The sequence below is a fragment of the Brevundimonas sp. genome (assembly GCF_013912005.1).
Lineage (GTDB): Bacteria > Pseudomonadota > Alphaproteobacteria > Caulobacterales > Caulobacteraceae > Brevundimonas.
On sequence record NZ_JACESB010000001.1, the window covers coordinates 257,105 to 273,981 of the forward strand.

The following is a 16,877-nucleotide window of genomic DNA, read 5'->3' on the forward strand; positions in this document are numbered from 1 at the left end:
CCCTCAGCCCGCCGCGGGCAGGTAGGCGGGCGGAAGCGGCGTCTCCGACGTCTCCGCCTGCCAGTAGACCGACAGGATCCACCAGCGCTGGCCGTCGTGGAATAGCTGGATGCTGTTGATCCCGCGCGCGAAGGGCTCGGCGTCGACCCGGCTGTGCAGGGTCTCGTAGGTCGACCAGACGTGCAGGATGCGGCCGAACCGCTCGCTGCGGCGGGCGATCTCGCGCTCGTGGAAGCCCTCGCGAAGCAGGAAGGGCTCGCTGCGCGCGATGTACTCGTCGGGGGTGACCGAGCGGACCACGCCGCGCCCCTCGCGGTCGGTCCCCGACGGCATCAGGCGCGCCGTCGGGTGGAACAACGAGCGGAAGCGGTCCCAGTCGCGCGCCTGACCGGCGTCGCCGGAGATCACCTCGTAGAGGGCGGCGACGATCGCCTCGGGCGAGGCGACGTCGGCCGGCGCGGCGGTCGGGGCCGCCGCCGCGGGCGGCGCGGGGACCTGGGCGGCGGCCGCCGGCGCGGCGGCGAACGCGAGAGCGGCGATCAGAACGGACAGGCGCATCCTCTTCCCTCCCCGGCGCGCGCCGTCAGCCGCCGGCGCGGCGGCCGAACAGCGCGGCCAGCGCGGTGAGACGCGCCTTGTCAGGGCCTGTCGTGCGCCCGGCCGCGGCGGCCAAGGCCTGCGACAGGGCGCCGGCGTCGCCGGCGTCGCCGCCGGCCCGCCAGCTCTCCACGGCCGCCCGCGCCCGGGCGGCCAGTCCCGCCTCCAGCGCCGCGCCGCGGGCGAGCTGGTCGAGATAGGCCTGGGCCACGTCCGGGCTGTCGGGCCAGACGATCCGCGTCTGCGTCTGCGGGTTGACCACCTCGGCCGTGACGGCCTCGGCGGCGGCGATCTCGGCCGCCGAGAGGTGCTCCCCGGGGACCAGCTTCAGCACGTCGAGGCCGCGCGCGATCTCGCTCGCGTAGATGCGGCCGTTGAACCAGTAGGCGGACCAGGCGCCGCCGATCATCAGCCGGTCGGCGTCGATCGGCCCGCGGTCGAACCAGGCGATCTCCTTCGGGTGCGCCGGATCGGTGAAGTCCATCACCGACACCCCGCCCTGGTACCAGGCCTGGACCATCAGGTCGCGGCCCGGGACGGGGATCAGATTGCCGTTGTGGGCGACGCAGTTCTCCGACGCCCCCTGCGCCGCGGGCAGCTTGAAGAAGCTCTGGCCCTTCAGCTGCCGGTTCTCGATCGTCGCCACCAGGTTGGCGCCCCAGTTCGACGGATCCTCGGCGCGGCAACGGGGGCTGGTGCCGCCGCCCCACTCGTCGGTGAAGACCACCCGGTCGCCGGCATTGTTGAAGGTCGCCGAGTGCCAGTAGGCCATGTCCGCGTCGAACAACTCGGAGATGCGGGCCGGGTTCTCCGGGCCCGAGATGTCGAGCAGGATGCCGTTGCCGCTGCAGGCCCCGGCGGCGAGCGCGAGCTCCGGATAGACGGTGATGTCGTGGCAGTGGTTGGTCTGGGCCGTGCGCTGGCTGGCCAGCCCGGCCGCGCCGCCGCGCCACAGGCCGGCGATCTGGCCCGTCTCGCGGTCGGCGAAGATGCGCGGCCGGTTGACGATCGCCGCCCGCTCCGGCGCGTCGAGCGGCACCTCGATCACGTCGATCGAATAGAGGGCGGTCTCCGGATTTTCGCCGGGTTCGCCGCTTGAGCAGATGTCCAGCTCCTCCGTCTTTCGCACGCCGGAGGTGGCCGAGTTGTAGATGTAGAGGATGTTCGGGTCGGTCGGGTGCGGGACCTGGGTGTGCGTATGCGAGCCGCGGCAGGTCTGCACGGCGGCGATCTGGCGCGGCGCATTCAGGTCCGAGATGTCGAAGATGCGGATGCCGCGGAAGCGTTCGGCGTTGACCTCGCCCTCGGCGTCGGCCGTGCCGCAGTCCAGGCGGGCGCGGTTCTGCTCCACCGACATGAACAGCAGGTCGCCGTGGATCGAGACGTCGCCCTGTCCGCCCGGGCACACCACGGACAGGACGAGCGCCGGGGCGCCAGTCCCGCTCAGATCGTAGGCGTTGAAGCCGTGGAAGCTGCCGACGAACAGCCGGCCGTTGGACAGGGCCATGTCGCTGTTGGCGAGGGCCAGCGGGCTGTAGCGCGGCCGCGCCGGCGGCTCCGCGGGGGCGGCCTGGCCTTCGGACCGGCGCGTCGGCGGAGCGAAGATGGCCTCGGGATCGAAGAAGCCGGGCGGCGGAGCGACGGAGTGCTCCAGCTCGAGCCCCGAGGCGGCGCGCCCGGCGTCGCGCAGCCCCGCCGTCAGGGTCGGGCGCGGATCGGCCGTCTGGGCGGACGCCGCCGAGGCGATCAGCACGCCGGCCACGGCGACGGTGGAAAGCAGAAGGTTGCGAACGATCATGGCCGCTCCTGGGGCGTGGGGTTCAGGTCGGAGAGCAGGGACTGCATGCGCAGGATTTCGGCCGCCTGGTCGGCGACAACCGAGCCGAGGAAGTCGGACAGCAGGGTGTCCTCGCCGGCGCCCGGGATGGCCATCAGGCCGTCGACCATGTCGAGAGCGCCCTGGTGGTGCCGGATCATGCCCTCGAGGAACAGACGGTCGAAGGCCGGGCCGCGCGCCGCCGCCAGCGCCTGCATTCGCGCGGGCGAGAGCATGCCGGGCATCAGCGGGACGTCGGAGGCCGCCGCGCCGGGCGCGCCATGGCCGGCGTGGCCCCCATGGCCCGCGTGACCGGCGTGCAGATCCGCGGCCTCGGTCGGCTGGCTGCGCGCCACGAGCCAGTCGCGCATCAGCGCCATCTCGGCTTCCTGGCTGAGGGCGATCCGTTCGCCCAGCCGGCGCACCCGGGAATCGGCCCCGTGAACGCGCAGAAGCTCGACCATCTCCACCGCCTGGGCGTGGTGGACCAGCATGTGCTGCATGAAGCGGACGTCGTCGGCGGTGAAGCCGGTGCGGCTCAATTCCACCGAGTCCGCGGCGCTCATCACCCGCGCCGGCTGACCGGGCGCGCCGGGCTGGAAGATCGGGGGCGTCTGCGGGGCCGGCGCTGCGCCGGCGAGGCTCGCCGCCGCGAGAAGTCCCGAAAGGATCTGCAAGGCTGGGCGGCTCCGGACGCTGACGTTCGGGCACACTAGGGCGCGAAACGCGCAGCCGCCAAGCTGAAACTGGTCAGCGCCGGAACACGGCCACCAGCTCGATATGCGCCGACCACAGGAACTGGTCGATCGGCGTCACCGACTGCACCTGGAAACCGGCCGCGACCAGCTCCCGGGCGTCGCGGGCGAAGGTGGCCGGGTTGCACGAGACGTAGACGACGGTCTCCGCCTTCGTGCCCGGCAGCTGCCGCGTCTGGTCGAGGGCGCCGGCCCGCGGCGGGTCGAGCACCACGGCGTCGCAGCCGCGCAGGTCGTACGGCGCCAGCGGACGGCGGAACAGGTCCCGCGCCTGCGCCTCGACGGGCTTGAGCCGCCGGGCCGAGCCGACGCCGGCCTTCAGCGCCGCGATCGCCGCCGCAGAGCCGTCGGCGGCCAGCACCGGCGCGACCTCCGCCAGCGGGAAGGTGAAGGCCCCGGCGCCGCAGAACAGGTCCGCGACCTTGCGCGCGCCCTTCACCGCCGCCACGGCGCGTTCGACCATGGCCGCCTCCGCCGGGGGCGAGGCCTGCAGGAAGCCGCCGGCCGGCAGGGGTACGACGGCCGGTCCGAAGGCGATCCTCGGCTGGCGGGCCATGACCAGGGTCTCGCCGGCGAGGCTGAGCCGCGCCAGGTCGGCGGCGGCCGCCGCCTCGATGGCGCGCATCTGCGCATCGCGCGACAGGCCCCCGGTGCGCCGCTCCACCCCGGTGACGTCGACGTCCAGCCCGTCGAGGGCCCAGGTGACGTGCAGGGTCGGGGCCGACTTCGGGTGCTCGAGGAAGGGCTCCGCCACCCGGGCCAGGGCGGGAAAGGCGGCGACGAGCCGCGGATCGGCGATGGGACAGGCCGTCACCTCGACCAGCCGCCAGCTCCGGCGCGCCTTGAAGCCCAGCAGGACGCGGCCGTCGGGCCCGCGACGGGCGTGCAGCGCCAGCCTGCGCCGGACTCCGGGCGGCGTCGGCACGACCGGCTCCACCTCCGCATCGAGCCCCTCCCGGCCCAGAGCCAGGCGCACCTGTTCACGCTTCCAGCCGAGATACGGCTCCGCGGCCCAGTGCTGCAGCGAGCAGCCGCCGCAGTCGCCGTAATGCGGGGACGCCGGGGCGACGCGATCCGGGCTGGGGACGACGATCTCCGCCGCCTCGAGCCGTCCCTCGCGCACCTCCCCGCGCACCACCTCGCCCGGCAGGGTCAGGGGCGCGAACACGGGACCGTCGGCGGTCTCGGCCACGCCGTCTCCCTGGGCGGCCACCCGGGCGATCGTCAGCGTCTGGATCATCGGCCGCTCCTAGCCGACCGCGGCGCCCGGCGAAACCTGAACGAAGATGAACGACCCGCTCAAAGGCCGTTCAGGCGGCGGAGCCTACAAGCGATGCAACAGACAGGGGGCCGAACCGTTCGGCCATCGGATTAACCTTTTCGAGGACCAGGTCGATGAACGTTTCCATGACCCGCAAGGCCGCCCTCGGCGCCGCCGCAGTCGCGGCCGCGGGACTGATGACGGCCCCTGCCCCGGCTTCGGCCCAGGCCTACAGCTACCAGGGCGACCGCTACGGATCGTACGACCGCTATGACGACCGGTATCGCTACGACGACCGGTACGGCGGCTACGACTATTGCCGCAGCGACCGCAACCAGCGCACCGCGGCGGGCGCGACCATCGGCGCCGGAGTCGGCGCGGTGGCCGGTTCGCAGCTGGCCGCCCGCGGCCGGCGCACCGAGGGCTCGGTTCTCGGCGGCGTGTTGGGCGCGGTGATCGGCGGCAGCGTCGGTCGCGACTCCGGCCGCGAGTGCGAGCGCTACTATGATCGCTCCGGTTATCGCGGCTACGACGATCGCGGCTACTACGGCGACGACCGGTACGGCTACGATGACCGGTACCGCTCCGACGACCGCTACCGGTATGATGACCGGTACAGCTACGACAGCCGCTACAGCTATGACAGCCGTTACGGCTACGACCGTCGCGAAACCAGCTACGGCTGCCGCACCGTCCGCTACGAGACCCGCGACTGGAACGGTCGGCTGGTCACCCGCTACCAGGAAGTCTGCAACGACTACTGACGAGATCGCGGCGCCGATTATCTTTCAGCCCCCCTGTCGATCGGCGACGTGACGGAGGCCCCCGGTGGAGAGATCCGCCGGGGGTCTTTCCATTTCCGGAGGCAGTCGTCAGGCCGCAGGCGACAGGCGTCAGCGGCGCCGGCTTGCAGCGGACGTCAGGCCGACCTGTCTGCAGAAGGCGAGGCTCAATCTGCTGCCTGCCGCCTGCCGCCTGCCGCCTGCCTGGCCCGGGCCCATAGCAGCCACTCCCGGTTGCCGTCCCCGCCGGGGATCGGACTCTCTGCGGTCGCCTGTACGGCCCAGCCCTGTTCCTCCAGCCAGCCGCTGACGCGGTCGAGGGCCGCCTGCCGGGCCTCCGGGTCGCGCACCACCCCGCCCCGGCCGACGTCGGCGCGCCGCTCCATCTCGAACTGCGGCTTGACCAGGGTGACAAGGTCGGCGCCGGGCGCGGCGAGCGCCAGCGCCGCCGGCAGGACCTTGGCGAGGCCGATGAAGCTGGCGTCGCAGACGACGAGCCCGGGGGCCCGGGGCAGCAAGGCGGGGGTCAGCATGCGGGCGTCGGTCTTCTCGAGATCGACCACGCGCGGATCGCCGGCGATGCGGGGGTGCAGCTGCCCCTGCCCCACGTCGACGGCATAGACCCGGTCCGCCCCGCGCCGCAGACAGACCTCGGTGAAGCCGCCGGTGGAGGCGCCGACGTCGAGCACGGTCCGCCCCTCGACCGCGACCGGCCACATCGACAGGGCGTGGTCGAGCTTCAGCGCCGCCCGGCTGACGAAGTCGTGGGCGTCGACGAAGACGAGCTCCGCATCCTCCGACACCGCCTGCGAGGCGGCCTTCGCGGGCGCGCCGTCGACGGTCACGCCGCCGGCCTCGATCGCCGCCCGCGCCCGCGCCCGGCTCTCCGCCAGCCCGCGCGCGACCAGCAACTGGTCGAGGCGGGTCTTCAAGGCCTCACAGCCCTTCCAGCCGGGCCAGCGCCGCCTGCAGCTTCGCCTTCCCCGCCTCGGCGGCGGCCAGCTTCTCGCGCTGCTCCTCGACCACCTCGGGGGCGGCGCGGGCGACGAAGTTCGGGTTGCCCAGCTTCTTGTTGACGTGGCCGATGTCGCTGTCGAAGGCGGCGATCTCCTTCTCCAGCCGCGCGCGCTCGGCCGCCAGGTCGATGATCCCCGCCAGCGACAGGGCCGCGGTGGCCCCGCCCGAGACGAAGGTCACCGCCCCGGAGGGCGCGCTGTCCGCCGCCGTCAGCTCCGCGACGCGGCCGAGGGTCAGGATCAGGTCGCGGTGACGATCCATCCGCCCCGCCGTCGTCGCGTCGGGCGTGACGAAGGCCAGCGGCGGCTTGGCCGACGGCGGCACGTTCATCTCGGCCCGCAGTTGGCGGATTTCAGTGACCAGGTCGACCAGCCAGCCGATCTCGGCCTCGGCCGCCGCATCGACGAAGCCGTCCGGAAGCGCGGGCCAGGCCGCGCCGATCAGCAGAGGCTCGTCGCGCGCGGCGCCGTCGTTCGCCGTCTGGGCCCACAGCTCCTCGGTGATGAAGGGCATCACCGGGTGCATCAGCTTGAGCGTCTGGTCGAGCGTCCAGGCGGTCATCGCCCGGGTTTCCGCCTTCGCCGCCTCGTCCGCCCCCTGGAACACCGGCTTGGCCAGTTCGAGGTACCAGTCGCAGAAGACGTTCCAGACGAAGCGATACAGGGCCGCCGCGGCGTCGTCGAAGCGCCCGCCCTCCAGCGCCGCCGACACCTGGCGCTCGGCCTTCGTCAGCTCTCCGCGGATCCAGCGGTTGATGGTCTGCTGCACGCCGGCCGGGTCGAAGCCCTCGATCCGGACCGCCTCGTTCATCTGGGCGAAACGGGCGGCGTTCCACAGCTTGGTGCCGAAGTTCCGATAGCCTTCAATACGTTGCTTCGACAACTTGATGTCGCGTGTACCCGACAGGATGGCCATGGTGAAGCGCAGCGGGTCCGCCCCCAGCTCGTCAATGATGCCGAGCGGGTCGATGACGTTGCCCTTGGACTTCGACATCTTCTGGCCCTTCTCGTCGCGGACCAGGCCGTTGATGATCACCCGTCGGAAGGGAACTTCATCCATGAAGTGAAGTCCCATCATCATCATCCGGGCGACCCAGAAGAAGATGATATCGGCCGCCGTCACCAGGTCGGAGGTCGGGTAGAAGCGCTCGAGGTCCTCCGTCTTCTCCGGCCAGCCCATGGTCGAGAACGGCCACAGGGCCGAGCTGAACCAGGTGTCGAGCACGTCCTCGTCCTGGCGCAGCTCGCGGCCGCCGGCCTGGGCGCGGACCTCCTCCTCGGTCTCGCCGACGTAGATGTTGCCGTCCGCGTCGTACCAGGCCGGGATGCGGTGCCCCCACCACAGCTGGCGCGAGATGCACCACGGCTCGATGTTGCGCAGCCACTCGAAGTAGATCTTCTCGTAGCTTTTCGGCTCGAACACGGTGTCGCCCTGCTCCACCGCCTTGATGGCGGGCTGGGCCAGGGTGTGGGCGTCGACGTACCACTGGTCGGTCAGCCACGGCTCGATGACCACGCCGGAACGATCGCCGTGCGGGACGACGTGGCGGGTCTTCTCGATCTCCTTCAGCCAGCCCTCGGCCTCGGCGCGCGCGACGATGGCCTTGCGCGCCTCGAAGCGGTCAAGGCCGCAGTACTCGGCGGGCACGTCGGGCGTATCGGCGTTGGTGATCCGGGCGAAGGCGTCGAGCACGTTCAAGGCTTCAAGTCCGGTGCGCTTTCCGACCCCGAAGTCGTTGAAATCGTGCGCCGGCGTGATCTTCACCGCCCCCGAACCCTTGGCCGGGTCGGCGTAGTCGTCGGCGACGATGCGGATGCGGCGGCCGGTGATGGGATGGTCGATCTCCTTGCCGACCAGACCCGCATAGCGCGCGTCGTCCGGGTGCACCGCCACCCCGGTGTCGCCCAGCATGGTTTCCGGCCGGGTCGTGGCGACGACGATGAAGTCGCGCGTCTCCCATTCCGTCGCCTTGCCGTCCTCGTCGAAGGCGATCGGGTGCTCATAGGTGACGCCGTCCGCCAGCGGATAGGCGAAATGCCAGTAGAAGCCGTCGACCTCGCGCTGCTCGACCTCCAGGTCCGAGATGGCGGTCTGGAAATGCGGGTCCCAGTTCACCAGCCGCTTGTCGCGGTAGATCAGCCCCTCGCGGTACAGCCGCACGAAGACCTTGCGGACGGCGGCGTTCAGCCCCTCGTCGAGGGTGAAGCGCTCCCGGCTCCAGTCGCAGGAGGCGCCCAGCCGGCGCAGCTGGCGCACGATGGTTCCGCCGCTCTCGGCCTTCCATTCCCAGACCTTCGCGACGAAGGCCTCGCGGCCCATGTCGCGGCGGCCGACATTGCCCTGCGCCGCCAGCTGGCGCTCGACCACCATCTGGGTGGCGATGCCGGCGTGGTCGGTGCCGGGCAGCCACAGCACCGCCTTGCCCTTCATCCGGTGATAGCGGGCGAGGATGTCCTGCAGGGTGTTGTTCAGCGCGTGGCCGATGTGCAGCGAGCCGGTCACGTTCGGCGGCGGGATGACGATCGAATAGGCGCCGGCGGCGGTGTCCTGACGGGGGCCGAACAGGCCCGAGGCCTCCCACTGCGCATAGAGGCGGGGTTCGGCGGCCTGGGGGTCGAAGGTCTTGTCGAGCATGGGCTTCGTTTCGGGGATGAGGGCGGCGCTGTCCAGCGCCGCAAAGGAAAAGGGCGGCCCCGCCTCGCGGAGCCGCCCCGTGATGTCGTCGATCAGGGAGGGTCAGCCGGCCGAGCGGGCGATGCGTTCCACTTCCTTGCGTACCTGTTCCTCGACGATGCCGGGCAGGTTGGCGTCGAGCCAGTCCTTCAGCATCGGGCGCAGCATCTCGGCGACCATGGCCTCGATGGTCGAGCCGCTGGCGAAGCTCAGGTCAGGACCGCGCGGGGCGCTGGCCGGCTCCGGCTTGCGCAGGGATGAGGCGAGGCCGGCGAAGGCCGAGGCGGCGCTGGCCGCCGCGCTCTCCCCCACCAGGGCGTCGTAGCCGCCGCCGGCGCTGGCGGAGGGCTCCGGGGCGTGCGCCCCGGCGTCCGATTCGAAGGCGGACCCGCCGGGCGGAGTGTCGTCGACCGGGAAGGGATCGTCCTCGGCCGGCGAGACGTCGAGGTCGCCGATCATTTCAGCCGCCGGCGCTTCCCAGGTGTCGGTCAGCTCCAGCACGTCCTCTTCGGAGGCGGCCGGCTCCTGGACCGAGGGGGTCTCGTCCATCATCGCCGGCGAGACCTCCGGCGCGGCCGGCTCCGGCTCGGCCGCCGGCTCCGGCGCCGCAGCGGGAGCCGTTTCCGCCGGCGCGTCGTCCTCGGAGATGATCCGGCGGATCGACGCCAGGATTTCCTCCATCGTCGGTTCCTGGGCGGTCTGGTCGGTCATGGCGAATCCCCGGGACGCACGCATCCGCGCACGGACATGTCGATCTGGCACAGGCGTGGAGGGGACCCCTCCCCGCAGCCTGTCGTCGCATCAACGCCCCTCGGAATCAACGGGCGTTTTTCGCCTCGCGGGCGACCGGCGGCGTCAGTCCTGCGGCGCGGTGCGCACCACTTCGGCCTTCAGCTGGGCGTCGATCGGCGCATCGGCCTGGTCGGCGGCCGGGGTGATCGGCGGCGCGACCGCCCGGTCGAGGCTTTCCAGCACGCCGTCCCACGGCAGGGCCCCGCGGTTGCGGACCCGCTGGTAGTTGGCGGCCGGATCGTAGGTCTCCAGCGTCGGGTCCAGGTCCGGGCCTTCCAGCCGGCCCATGGCCGCCAGCAGGTTGGCCTGGGCGACGTACTGGTTGCGGCGGGCGCTGGCGAGGGTGACCTCGGCGTTGCGCAGCTCCAGCTCGCCGTTCAGCACGTCGAGCGTGGTGCGCAGGCCGACCTGGGCCTCCTGGCGCACGCCCTCGGCGGCGACGGTGGCGGCGCGCACCGCCTCCTCGCCCGCCTGCAGGGTGGCGCGGGCCGAGATGGCCTGGGCGTAGGCCGAGCTGACCGCCTGCAGGGCGTTGCGGTTCTCGCCTTCGACGTTGATCTGGGCGGCGTTGGCCCGCTCGAGGGCGGCGGCGACGCGCGAGGCGTTGAGCCCGCCGGTGAACAGCGGCACCGACAGGGTGGCGCCGGCGGTCAGCCGGGTGTTGTCGGCGATGTCGCCGAAGCGGTCGAAGTCGGCGTTGGCCCCGCCGTAGCTGGCGGTGGCGCGCACCGAAGGCATGTACTCGGCGCGGGCCGCCGCCACATTCGCCTCGGCGGCGCGCAGGGTGAAGATCGCGGCCCGGATCGAGGGGTTGTCGACCAGCGCCACGTCGAGGGCGCTGTCGAAGTCGGCCGGAACGCCCGGCAGCTCCGGCATCGGCGCCAGATCCCCGGGCGCCTGGCCGACGACGGCGGCGTAGATGGCGCGCGAGGTGGACAGCTGGGCCTGGGCGTTGGCCAGGTCGGCCTCCGACTGGGCCAGCCGGGCCTCGGACTGGGCGACGTCGGTGCGGGTGATCTCGCCGACCTCGAACCGGGCGGTGGATTCCTCCAGCTGACGCTGCAGGACCGACAGGTTGGCCTGGCGGATGCGCAGCACCTCGACGTCGCGGATCACGTCGGCGTAGGCTTGGATCACCGAGGCCAGCACCGACTGTTCGATCTCGCGCAGGTTCTCGCGCCCGGCGAGGATCTCGGCCTCGGCGGCGGTGATGCCGTGGCCGACGCGGCCGCCGGACCAGAGCGTCTGCGACAGGCCGATGCTGGCGGCGGCGCCGTCGCTGTCGGGGTCGAGCGCAGTGTCGGCATAGTCGCGGGCGTAGTCGCCGCTGACGGTCACGCTCAGCGTCGGCCGCAGCCCGGCCCGCGCCTGCACGATCGATTCGTCGAGCGCCCGCTGGTTGGCGCGCTGGGCGAGCAGGGTCGGATTGGTGCGATAGGCCAGCGCGATCGCTTCCTGGAGCGTGTCGGCCCAGGCCGGCGCGCCGGCGCCGCAGAGCACGGCGATGGCGGCGACCGAGGCGAGCGCGCGTGAACGTTTCAGCATTTCGATTCCTGCCTGGCGCGGGATCCGCGCCCCTTCGTATCCCATAGGCCTGATGCGGGAGGCATTGCGCTCGCGCCAGTTAAGTTTTTTTCACCCGTGGGCTGCGCCCCCGCTACAGGGCGAAGGTGGGTTCCGGCGCGAGTTCCGCAAGCACCGGCGGGGCCGCGTCAAAAAGCTCCCGGCGCGAGACGCCCTGCTCGCCGCGGACGTAGAGCACCGCCTTGCCCGTCGGCCCGCTGCGCTCGACCACGGCCAGGCGGCCGCCGACCTTGAGCGCCGCGATCCAGGCCTCCGGTCGCACCGGCGCAGCCGCCTCCGAAACGATGACGTCCCAGCCCTCCCCGACCGGCTCCGCCAGCGGCGCGACCCGGGCGGTCACGCCCTCCTCCGCCAGCACCGGCCCGGCGACGTCGAAGACCGCGCGGTCCGCTTCCTGGGCGGTGACCTCGAGCCCCATGCGGGCCAGCACCACGGCCGCATAGGGACCGGCGATCGACAGGGCCCGCTCGCCCGGCCGGGCGGCGACGGCCATCAGGAGCTTGGACACATCGCGCGGCAGCATCAGGCGGCGGCCGGCGGCCACCTCCGGCTCGACCTCGGCGTAGGCGGCGAAGGCCCGGTCCGGCGGGAGCAGCCGCTCGCGCGGCGCCGCCAGCAGCGCCGCCTGAAGGGCGCGGTCGGTGACGTCGTTCACCCGCACCTGGCTGTCGACCATCAGTTTGCGGGCGGCGGCGTAATCCATGGGAGCTGTCCTGCTGAAATCTGGCGCGCTTATAAGTCTGCGCGTTGCGGCGGACAATCCGATCTGATAGCGAACGCGCCTCGCGATGGCGCGGCCGTTTCACGCGGTCCGCGGCCTGATGGCGGAGTGGTTACGCAGCGGACTGCAAATCCGTGTACGCCGGTTCGATTCCGGCTCAGGCCTCCATCGCGAGTCTCCCCGCCCCGACAGGCCCGGCCTCCCCCTCAGGGGACGGGCGCGGTGATCCAGCCGACGGCGCTCGCGGCGCCGACCGCCGCCGCCACAAGGCTGACGACGAGCGCGGCGCGCCCGTTGCGATGGATGAACTCGAAGACTCCGCCGAACATGGCCTGCACTCCCCCGGACGCGGCCACGACGCCACAAGCGGGGCGGTTCATCAAGGTGTACAAAGCGTTAATCGCGAACTGGTGATCGGTTACGCGCGCCGGGCGAAATGATGCAGGGCGATCGCCCCCGCCGTTCCCACATTGAGCGAATCGAAGCCGCCCGACATGCGGATCGCCGCCGGGGTGCAGCGGGCGATCAGCGCCGGCGGCAGGCCGGGCCCCTCGGCGCCCAGCACCACGGCGACCCGGTTGGCCGGAGCGATCTCCCCGAGCGTCCGCGCCGCGCCGGGCGTCATCGCCACCGTCTCGAAGCCGGCCGCCTGCAGCCGCTCGACCGCCTGCAGCGGGTCGAGGCCGACGGCCATCGGCGTGCGCAGCACCGCCCCCACCGAGACACGAATGGCCTTGCGGTAGAAAGGATCGCAGCAGGCGCGGTCCAGCAGGACAGCGTCCGCCCCGAAGGCCGCCGCATTGCGGAAGATCCCGCCGATGTTGTCATGGTTGCCGATCCCGCAGGCCAGCACCACCAGCGCCCGGCCCGCGAGGGCGTCGATCAGCACCTCGAGCGGCTGCGTCGGCGGCTTCTCCCCGAGCGCCAGAATGCCGCGGTGCAGATGGAATCCGGCGATCCCGTCCAGCACAGCCTGGGGCGCGGCGTAGACCGGGACCCCCGGCGGCAGGACGGCGATCACGTCCGCCAGGGCGGAGACGCGCTTCTCCGCCAGAAGCAGGGCGCGGGGGCGGCAGAGCGAGGCGGGGGAGAGCAGCTGGCGCAGCACCACCTCGCCCTCCGCCACGAACAGGCCCTCGCGGCCGGTGAGGTCGCGCTCGCGGATGTCGCGGAAGGCCTCCACCCGGGGGTCTTCGGGGCTCTCTATGCGGATCATGGGCACTGGCGGATATTTCCCGTTGCGCGACGCGGAGTCGCGCTGCTATAGCGCCCGCCTTCCCGAGCGAAACCTGTTCCGCGGTAGCTCAGTGGTAGAGCAGCCGACTGTTAATCGGCTGGTCGTAGGTTCGAATCCTACCCGCGGAGCCACTCGGCCTTTCCTCCCATCACATCACCTGTTGCGCCGCCGGGCCGCAGCCCCGGGCGGGCCGCATCGACGGCGTGAACAAGAAAAAAGCCCGGCGCGCGCGCCGGGCTGCAAGTTCGGTGATGGTGGGTGTCCCCGAAGAAGGAAGACAGCCTCTCGTTGGGCTGAATTGGTTAACGTGCCGTAAATCACGCCGGCGCGACGTCGGGCAGCCAGGTCGTCTGCCGGGCGCCGGAGGGCCCCGACCAGCGGACCGCCCACCCCTCGCCCGCCCGGGCGGCGATCAGATCGCCGTCTGCGGCCTCGCCGGCGGCCGGCGCGGCGGGCCAGCGGTAGTCCCGGCCGTCGACGGTGACGACGTCCCCGGGCGCGGCGTCGATCATGGCGCTCCAACTGCCGTCGGCGAGCGACCGGACGCGCAGGACGGCGCCGTTCGCCGTCACCTCAACCGGACGGTCCGGCGTGGCGCTGCGGCCCGACGCCAGCGTCGCCCGGCCGTCGCTGTCGATCGCGCCGAGGAGGGCGCCGCCGTCGAGCCGCACGGCCGCGCCGCCGGCCCGGAGCACGGCGACCGGTCCGCGGCCGCCGTCGAGAATCACCAGCCGGTCAGGCGATTCGGCCCCCTCCTGTCCCACCTGGGTCTCCGGACGCAGCAGCAGGGCGCCGCGCGGTCGGGGCACGGGAATCTCGAACCGGCCGTCGTCGCCCGCCACGGCGGCGTAGGCCTCGCCGGCCGCGCTGCGCAGGACCACGCGCGCCCCGGGCTCGGCGGCGCCCGAGAAGACCAGCGCGTCGGCCGAGGGCCGGACCGCGTGGATGGCCGGCGTGCGGGTCCAGCCGTGCTGCGCCGCCGCATCGGGGCGCGGGTCGTCGGCCGGCGGGCCGGAGCAGGCCGCGGCGAGGGCGCACAGGCCCCCGAGGATCGTTGCTTGCGCCCACGTCGCCCGTTTCATCGCGCCGTCCGTCCCGCTAGGAGTGGCCCTCCAGATAGCGCGGCCGACCCGCCGCTGTCTCCCGTTCGCTCGAGGCCCCATGTCCATTCGCATCCAACCCTTCGACGGCCGTTCGGTCTGCCTGTTCTGCGGCTCGTCCGACCGCTCCGATCCGGCCTATACGGAAGCGGCCCGGGCGTTCGGCGCGGCGACGGCGGCGGCAGGCTGGCGGCTGGTCTACGGCGGCGGCGGGGTCGGCCTGATGGGGGCCTCGGCCCGGGCCGCCCATGCGGCCGGCGGGCGGGTGCTCGGCGTCATGCCGGGCTTCCTGCGCAGCCGCGAGCGGCTGTTCGACGAGGTCGAGACGATCGTCGTGACCTCTATGCACGAGCGCAAGACCATCATGTACGACCAGTCCGACGCCTTCGTGGTCGCGCCGGGCGGCGTCGGCACCCTCGAGGAGGTCATCGAGGTGCTCTCGTGGAAGCGGCTCGACCTGCACGCCAAACCCGTCATCTTCCTGAACATCAACGGCTTCTGGGACAGTCTTCTGGCCGTGCTGGAACACAGCATCGCCGAGCAGATGACGCCCGCCTCCTTCCGCGAGGCCTGGTGCGTGGTGGACACGGTCGAGGCGGCCGTGGCGGCCATGCAGGCGGCGGACGACATGCCTCACTTGAAACATGATCAGCGATAAGTAATCGTCGTTCAGTCGCATCGCCGTCCATCGGGCCGGCGGGCGGACCGTGTTTCGAGACCCACCCAACCGCCGAGGGCCCTGCGCCCGAGGCCCGGAGACCTCCCCATGCGCGCCCTCATCGTCGCCGCGGCCCTGTTCGCCGCCGCCCCCGCCCTCGCCCAGTCGAACGCCTCCAGCGCCGTGCTCGTCGACGCCTCGAAGGCGCCGGCCGGCCGCACCATCATCGACGGCGCCGCCTGGCGCTGCGAGGGCGCGAGCTGCACCGCCACGGGCGGCTCCAGCCAGACCCCCGTGCGGGCCTGCCGCCGCGTCGTCGCCCGCTTCGGCCAGGTTTCGGCCTTCACCTACAAGGGCGTGGCCCTGGGCGCCGAGGAGCTCGCCGCCTGCAACGCCTGATCCGGCGCCGAGGCTGAAACGACAGAGGGCCGCCCTTCACACGAGGGGCGGCCCTTTTTCGTTGCGTCCCCGGGACGGGTCAGGCGGTCTCGCCCTGCAGCCTCTTCACGATCCGTTCGCGCCCGATCATCGGCGCGATGGCCGCCATGTCGGGACCATGCGACTGGCCGGTCAGGATCAGGCGCAGCGGCATGAACAGGGTCTTGCCCTTGGCGCCGGTGGCCTCCTTCACGGCCGCCGTCCAGGTCGGCCAGAGGCTCTCGTCCACCGTCTCCGGCAGGGCGGACAGCGCGGCGGCCGCAAAGGCCGGATCCTCGATCACCGGCGCGATCGGACCGCGCACGATCCGGGCCATTTCAACGACATCCGCGAACTTTTGCAGGTTCGGCCGCACGGCGTTCCAGAAGGCCTCCCCGAGGTCTGCGTCGAGCGCCGCCAGCCGCGGCCCGGCCGTACGATAATCCATGGCGTGCAGCGCCTGGGCGTTCAGCCGGTCGAGGTCGGCGGTGTCGTAGCGGGCCGGAGACCGCCCCATCTTCGAGAAGGCGAAGCTCTCGCCCAGCGCCTGCACCGACTCAGCCACCTCCAGCGGGTCCGAGGTGCCGATGCGGCCGAGGTGGCTGGTGATGGCGATCGGCTCATAGCCCTGCTCGCGCATCTCGGAGATCGACAGCGAGCCCAGCCGCTTGGACAGGGCCTGGCCGTCGGCGCCGACCAGCAGCGGCATGTGCGCGAACTGCGGGACCGGCCCGCCCAGCGCTTCGAAGATCTCGATCTGGGCGCCGGTGTTGGTGACGTGGTCCTCGCCTCGGATCACATGGGTGATGTCCATCTCGATGTCGTCGACGACCGACGGCAGGGTGTACAGGAACAGCCCGTCCTCGCGGATCAGCACCGGATCGGACATGGAGCCCGTGTCCACCTCGGCGTGGCCGCGCGCGAGGTCCTCCCAGGCGACCCGCTTGCCGTCGAGCCTGAAGCGCCAGTGCGGCCGGCGCCCCTCGGCCTCGTAGGCGGCCTTTTCGGCCTCGGTCAGGTTGAGGGCGGCGCGGTCGTAGACCGGCGGCAGGCCGCGCGACAGCTGCACCTTGCGCCGACGGTCCAGCTCCTCGGCGGTCTCGTAGCAGGCGTACAGCCGGCCCATGGCCTTGAGCCGTTCGGCCGCGGCCTCATAGCGGTCGAACCGCTTCGACTGGTTGTGGCGCTCGTCCCAGTCGAGGCCCAGCCAGCGCAGGTCCAGCTCGATGCCCTGTTCGAACTCGGCGGTCGAACGGGCCAGATCGGTGTCGTCAATGCGCAGCACGAAGTGGCCGCCCTGCCCCTTGGCGAACAGCCAGTTCACCAGCGCGGTGCGCACGTTGCCGACGTGCAGCTTCCCTGTCGGCGACGGGGCGAAACGAACCTTGACGGGCATGGGGGGACCTTCAGACGCGAGGGCGCGACAGGTCGCGCCCGGAGCCGGTCAAGTCAAGGCGTCCGCGGCTT

The 16,877-nt window shown here is 72.2% G+C and carries 16 protein-coding genes and 2 tRNA genes; 5 read left to right on the top strand and 13 right to left on the bottom strand.

Annotated features, from left to right (window positions below; all coding sequences use genetic code 11):
- Nucleotides 1–3: 3 nt before the first annotated feature.
- The 4 genes from H2038_RS01345 to H2038_RS01360 all read right to left on the bottom strand — a co-directional run bounded on the left by H2038_RS01345 (nt 4) and on the right by H2038_RS01360 (nt 4,405).
- Nucleotides 4–558, bottom strand: a complete 555-nt coding sequence (locus H2038_RS01345) for a hypothetical protein (protein WP_292108655.1) — start codon at nt 556–558, stop codon at nt 4–6.
- Nucleotides 559–583: 25 nt separating this feature from the next.
- Complete coding sequence (locus H2038_RS01350; protein WP_292108656.1) at nt 584–2,395, bottom strand: hypothetical protein; 1,812 nt, start codon at nt 2,393–2,395, stop codon at nt 584–586.
- Nucleotides 2,392–3,090: a DUF305 domain-containing protein gene (locus H2038_RS01355; RefSeq protein WP_292108657.1), complete on the bottom strand. Its 699-nt coding sequence runs from the start codon at nt 3,088–3,090 to the stop codon at nt 2,392–2,394. Before H2038_RS01355 ends, H2038_RS01350 begins: the two co-directional genes overlap by 4 nt.
- Before the next feature lie 73 nt (nt 3,091–3,163).
- Nucleotides 3,164–4,405 (bottom strand): RNA methyltransferase, encoded by a 1,242-nt coding sequence (locus tag H2038_RS01360; protein WP_292108748.1) that lies wholly within the window; start codon nt 4,403–4,405, stop codon nt 3,164–3,166.
- A 170-nt stretch (nt 4,406–4,575) separates the two neighbouring features.
- On the opposite strand from H2038_RS01360, the gene H2038_RS01365 reads away from it, so the two are divergent.
- Nucleotides 4,576–5,193, top strand: coding sequence for a glycine zipper 2TM domain-containing protein (locus H2038_RS01365; protein WP_292108658.1), 618 nt, complete (start codon nt 4,576–4,578; stop codon nt 5,191–5,193).
- Between the two features lie 185 nt (nt 5,194–5,378).
- Here the strand turns inward: H2038_RS01365 and H2038_RS01370 are convergent, their stop codons facing one another.
- The 5 genes from H2038_RS01370 to H2038_RS01390 form a co-directional block, all read right to left on the bottom strand.
- Complete coding sequence (locus H2038_RS01370; protein ID WP_292108659.1) at nt 5,379–6,143, bottom strand: TlyA family RNA methyltransferase; 765 nt, start codon at nt 6,141–6,143, stop codon at nt 5,379–5,381.
- A gap of 4 nt (nt 6,144–6,147) precedes the next feature.
- Nucleotides 6,148–8,862: a valine--tRNA ligase gene (locus H2038_RS01375; RefSeq protein WP_292108660.1), complete on the bottom strand. Its 2,715-nt coding sequence runs from the start codon at nt 8,860–8,862 to the stop codon at nt 6,148–6,150.
- 102 nt (nt 8,863–8,964) lie between these two features.
- Nucleotides 8,965–9,612, bottom strand: coding sequence for a DUF2497 domain-containing protein (locus H2038_RS01380; RefSeq protein ID WP_292108661.1), 648 nt, complete (start codon nt 9,610–9,612; stop codon nt 8,965–8,967).
- A gap of 144 nt (nt 9,613–9,756) precedes the next feature.
- Nucleotides 9,757–11,238 (bottom strand): TolC family outer membrane protein, encoded by a 1,482-nt coding sequence (locus H2038_RS01385; RefSeq protein ID WP_292108662.1) that lies wholly within the window; start codon nt 11,236–11,238, stop codon nt 9,757–9,759.
- A 112-nt stretch (nt 11,239–11,350) separates the two neighbouring features.
- Nucleotides 11,351–11,980: a protein-L-isoaspartate O-methyltransferase gene (locus H2038_RS01390; RefSeq protein ID WP_292108663.1), complete on the bottom strand. Its 630-nt coding sequence runs from the start codon at nt 11,978–11,980 to the stop codon at nt 11,351–11,353.
- A gap of 112 nt (nt 11,981–12,092) precedes the next feature.
- Here H2038_RS01390 and H2038_RS01395 point away from each other — a divergent pair.
- Nucleotides 12,093–12,166 (top strand) — tRNA-Cys (locus H2038_RS01395).
- 38 nt (nt 12,167–12,204) lie between these two features.
- Here H2038_RS01395 and H2038_RS01400 read toward each other — a convergent pair.
- Both H2038_RS01400 and H2038_RS01405 read right to left on the bottom strand, forming a co-directional pair.
- Nucleotides 12,205–12,378 carry a hypothetical protein gene (locus H2038_RS01400; protein WP_292108664.1) on the bottom strand — a complete coding sequence of 58 codons (174 nt, stop codon included), beginning with the start codon at nt 12,376–12,378 and terminating at the stop codon, nt 12,205–12,207.
- A 38-nt stretch (nt 12,379–12,416) separates the two neighbouring features.
- On the bottom strand, nt 12,417–13,214 hold the full coding sequence (locus tag H2038_RS01405) for an RNA methyltransferase (protein WP_292108665.1): 798 nt from the start codon (nt 13,212–13,214) through the stop codon (nt 12,417–12,419).
- Between the two features lie 77 nt (nt 13,215–13,291).
- Between H2038_RS01405 and H2038_RS01410 the strand changes: the two genes are divergently transcribed.
- Nucleotides 13,292–13,366: transfer RNA gene (locus H2038_RS01410), tRNA-Asn, on the top strand.
- A gap of 186 nt (nt 13,367–13,552) precedes the next feature.
- On the opposite strand, the gene H2038_RS01415 is transcribed toward H2038_RS01410, so the two are convergent.
- The gene (locus H2038_RS01415) at nt 13,553–14,317 is read right to left on the bottom strand and encodes a hypothetical protein (protein WP_292108666.1); all 765 of its coding nucleotides are present in this window, start codon (nt 14,315–14,317) and stop codon (nt 13,553–13,555) included.
- Between the two features lie 79 nt (nt 14,318–14,396).
- Between H2038_RS01415 and H2038_RS01420 the strand changes: the two genes are divergently transcribed.
- Nucleotides 14,397–14,993 carry a TIGR00730 family Rossman fold protein gene (locus tag H2038_RS01420; RefSeq protein ID WP_292108667.1) on the top strand — a complete coding sequence of 199 codons (597 nt, stop codon included), beginning with the start codon at nt 14,397–14,399 and terminating at the stop codon, nt 14,991–14,993.
- A 108-nt stretch (nt 14,994–15,101) separates the two neighbouring features.
- The gene (locus tag H2038_RS01425) at nt 15,102–15,392 is read left to right on the top strand and encodes a hypothetical protein (RefSeq protein WP_292108668.1); all 291 of its coding nucleotides are present in this window, start codon (nt 15,102–15,104) and stop codon (nt 15,390–15,392) included.
- Nucleotides 15,393–15,471: 79 nt separating this feature from the next.
- Here the strand turns inward: H2038_RS01425 and gltX are convergent, their stop codons facing one another.
- On the bottom strand, nt 15,472–16,806 hold the full coding sequence (gene gltX / locus H2038_RS01430; RefSeq protein WP_292108669.1) for a glutamate--tRNA ligase: 1,335 nt from the start codon (nt 16,804–16,806) through the stop codon (nt 15,472–15,474).
- Between the last annotated feature and the right edge of the window lie 71 nt (nt 16,807–16,877).

Bases quoted from the DNA above. Each gene is read 5' to 3' on its own strand.
- H2038_RS01345 (WP_292108655.1), bottom strand. From the start codon at position 558: ATGCGCCTGTCCGTTCTGATCGCCGCTCTCGCGTTCGCCGCCGCGCCG.
- H2038_RS01350 (WP_292108656.1), bottom strand. From the start codon at position 2,395: ATGATCGTTCGCAACCTTCTGCTTTCCACCGTCGCCGTGGCCGGCGTG.
- H2038_RS01365 (WP_292108658.1), top strand. From the start codon at position 4,576: ATGACCCGCAAGGCCGCCCTCGGCGCCGCCGCAGTCGCGGCCGCGGGA.
- H2038_RS01375 (WP_292108660.1), bottom strand. From the start codon at position 8,862: ATGCTCGACAAGACCTTCGACCCCCAGGCCGCCGAACCCCGCCTCTAT.
- H2038_RS01380 (WP_292108661.1), bottom strand. From the start codon at position 9,612: ATGACCGACCAGACCGCCCAGGAACCGACGATGGAGGAAATCCTGGCG.
- H2038_RS01385 (WP_292108662.1), bottom strand. From the start codon at position 11,238: ATGCTGAAACGTTCACGCGCGCTCGCCTCGGTCGCCGCCATCGCCGTG.
- H2038_RS01390 (WP_292108663.1), bottom strand. From the start codon at position 11,980: ATGGATTACGCCGCCGCCCGCAAACTGATGGTCGACAGCCAGGTGCGG.
- H2038_RS01400 (WP_292108664.1), bottom strand. From the start codon at position 12,378: ATGAACCGCCCCGCTTGTGGCGTCGTGGCCGCGTCCGGGGGAGTGCAG.
- H2038_RS01405 (WP_292108665.1), bottom strand. From the start codon at position 13,214: ATGATCCGCATAGAGAGCCCCGAAGACCCCCGGGTGGAGGCCTTCCGC.
- H2038_RS01415 (WP_292108666.1), bottom strand. From the start codon at position 14,317: ATGAAACGGGCGACGTGGGCGCAAGCAACGATCCTCGGGGGCCTGTGC.
- H2038_RS01420 (WP_292108667.1), top strand. From the start codon at position 14,397: ATGTCCATTCGCATCCAACCCTTCGACGGCCGTTCGGTCTGCCTGTTC.
- H2038_RS01425 (WP_292108668.1), top strand. From the start codon at position 15,102: ATGCGCGCCCTCATCGTCGCCGCGGCCCTGTTCGCCGCCGCCCCCGCC.
- gltX (WP_292108669.1), bottom strand. From the start codon at position 16,806: ATGCCCGTCAAGGTTCGTTTCGCCCCGTCGCCGACAGGGAAGCTGCAC.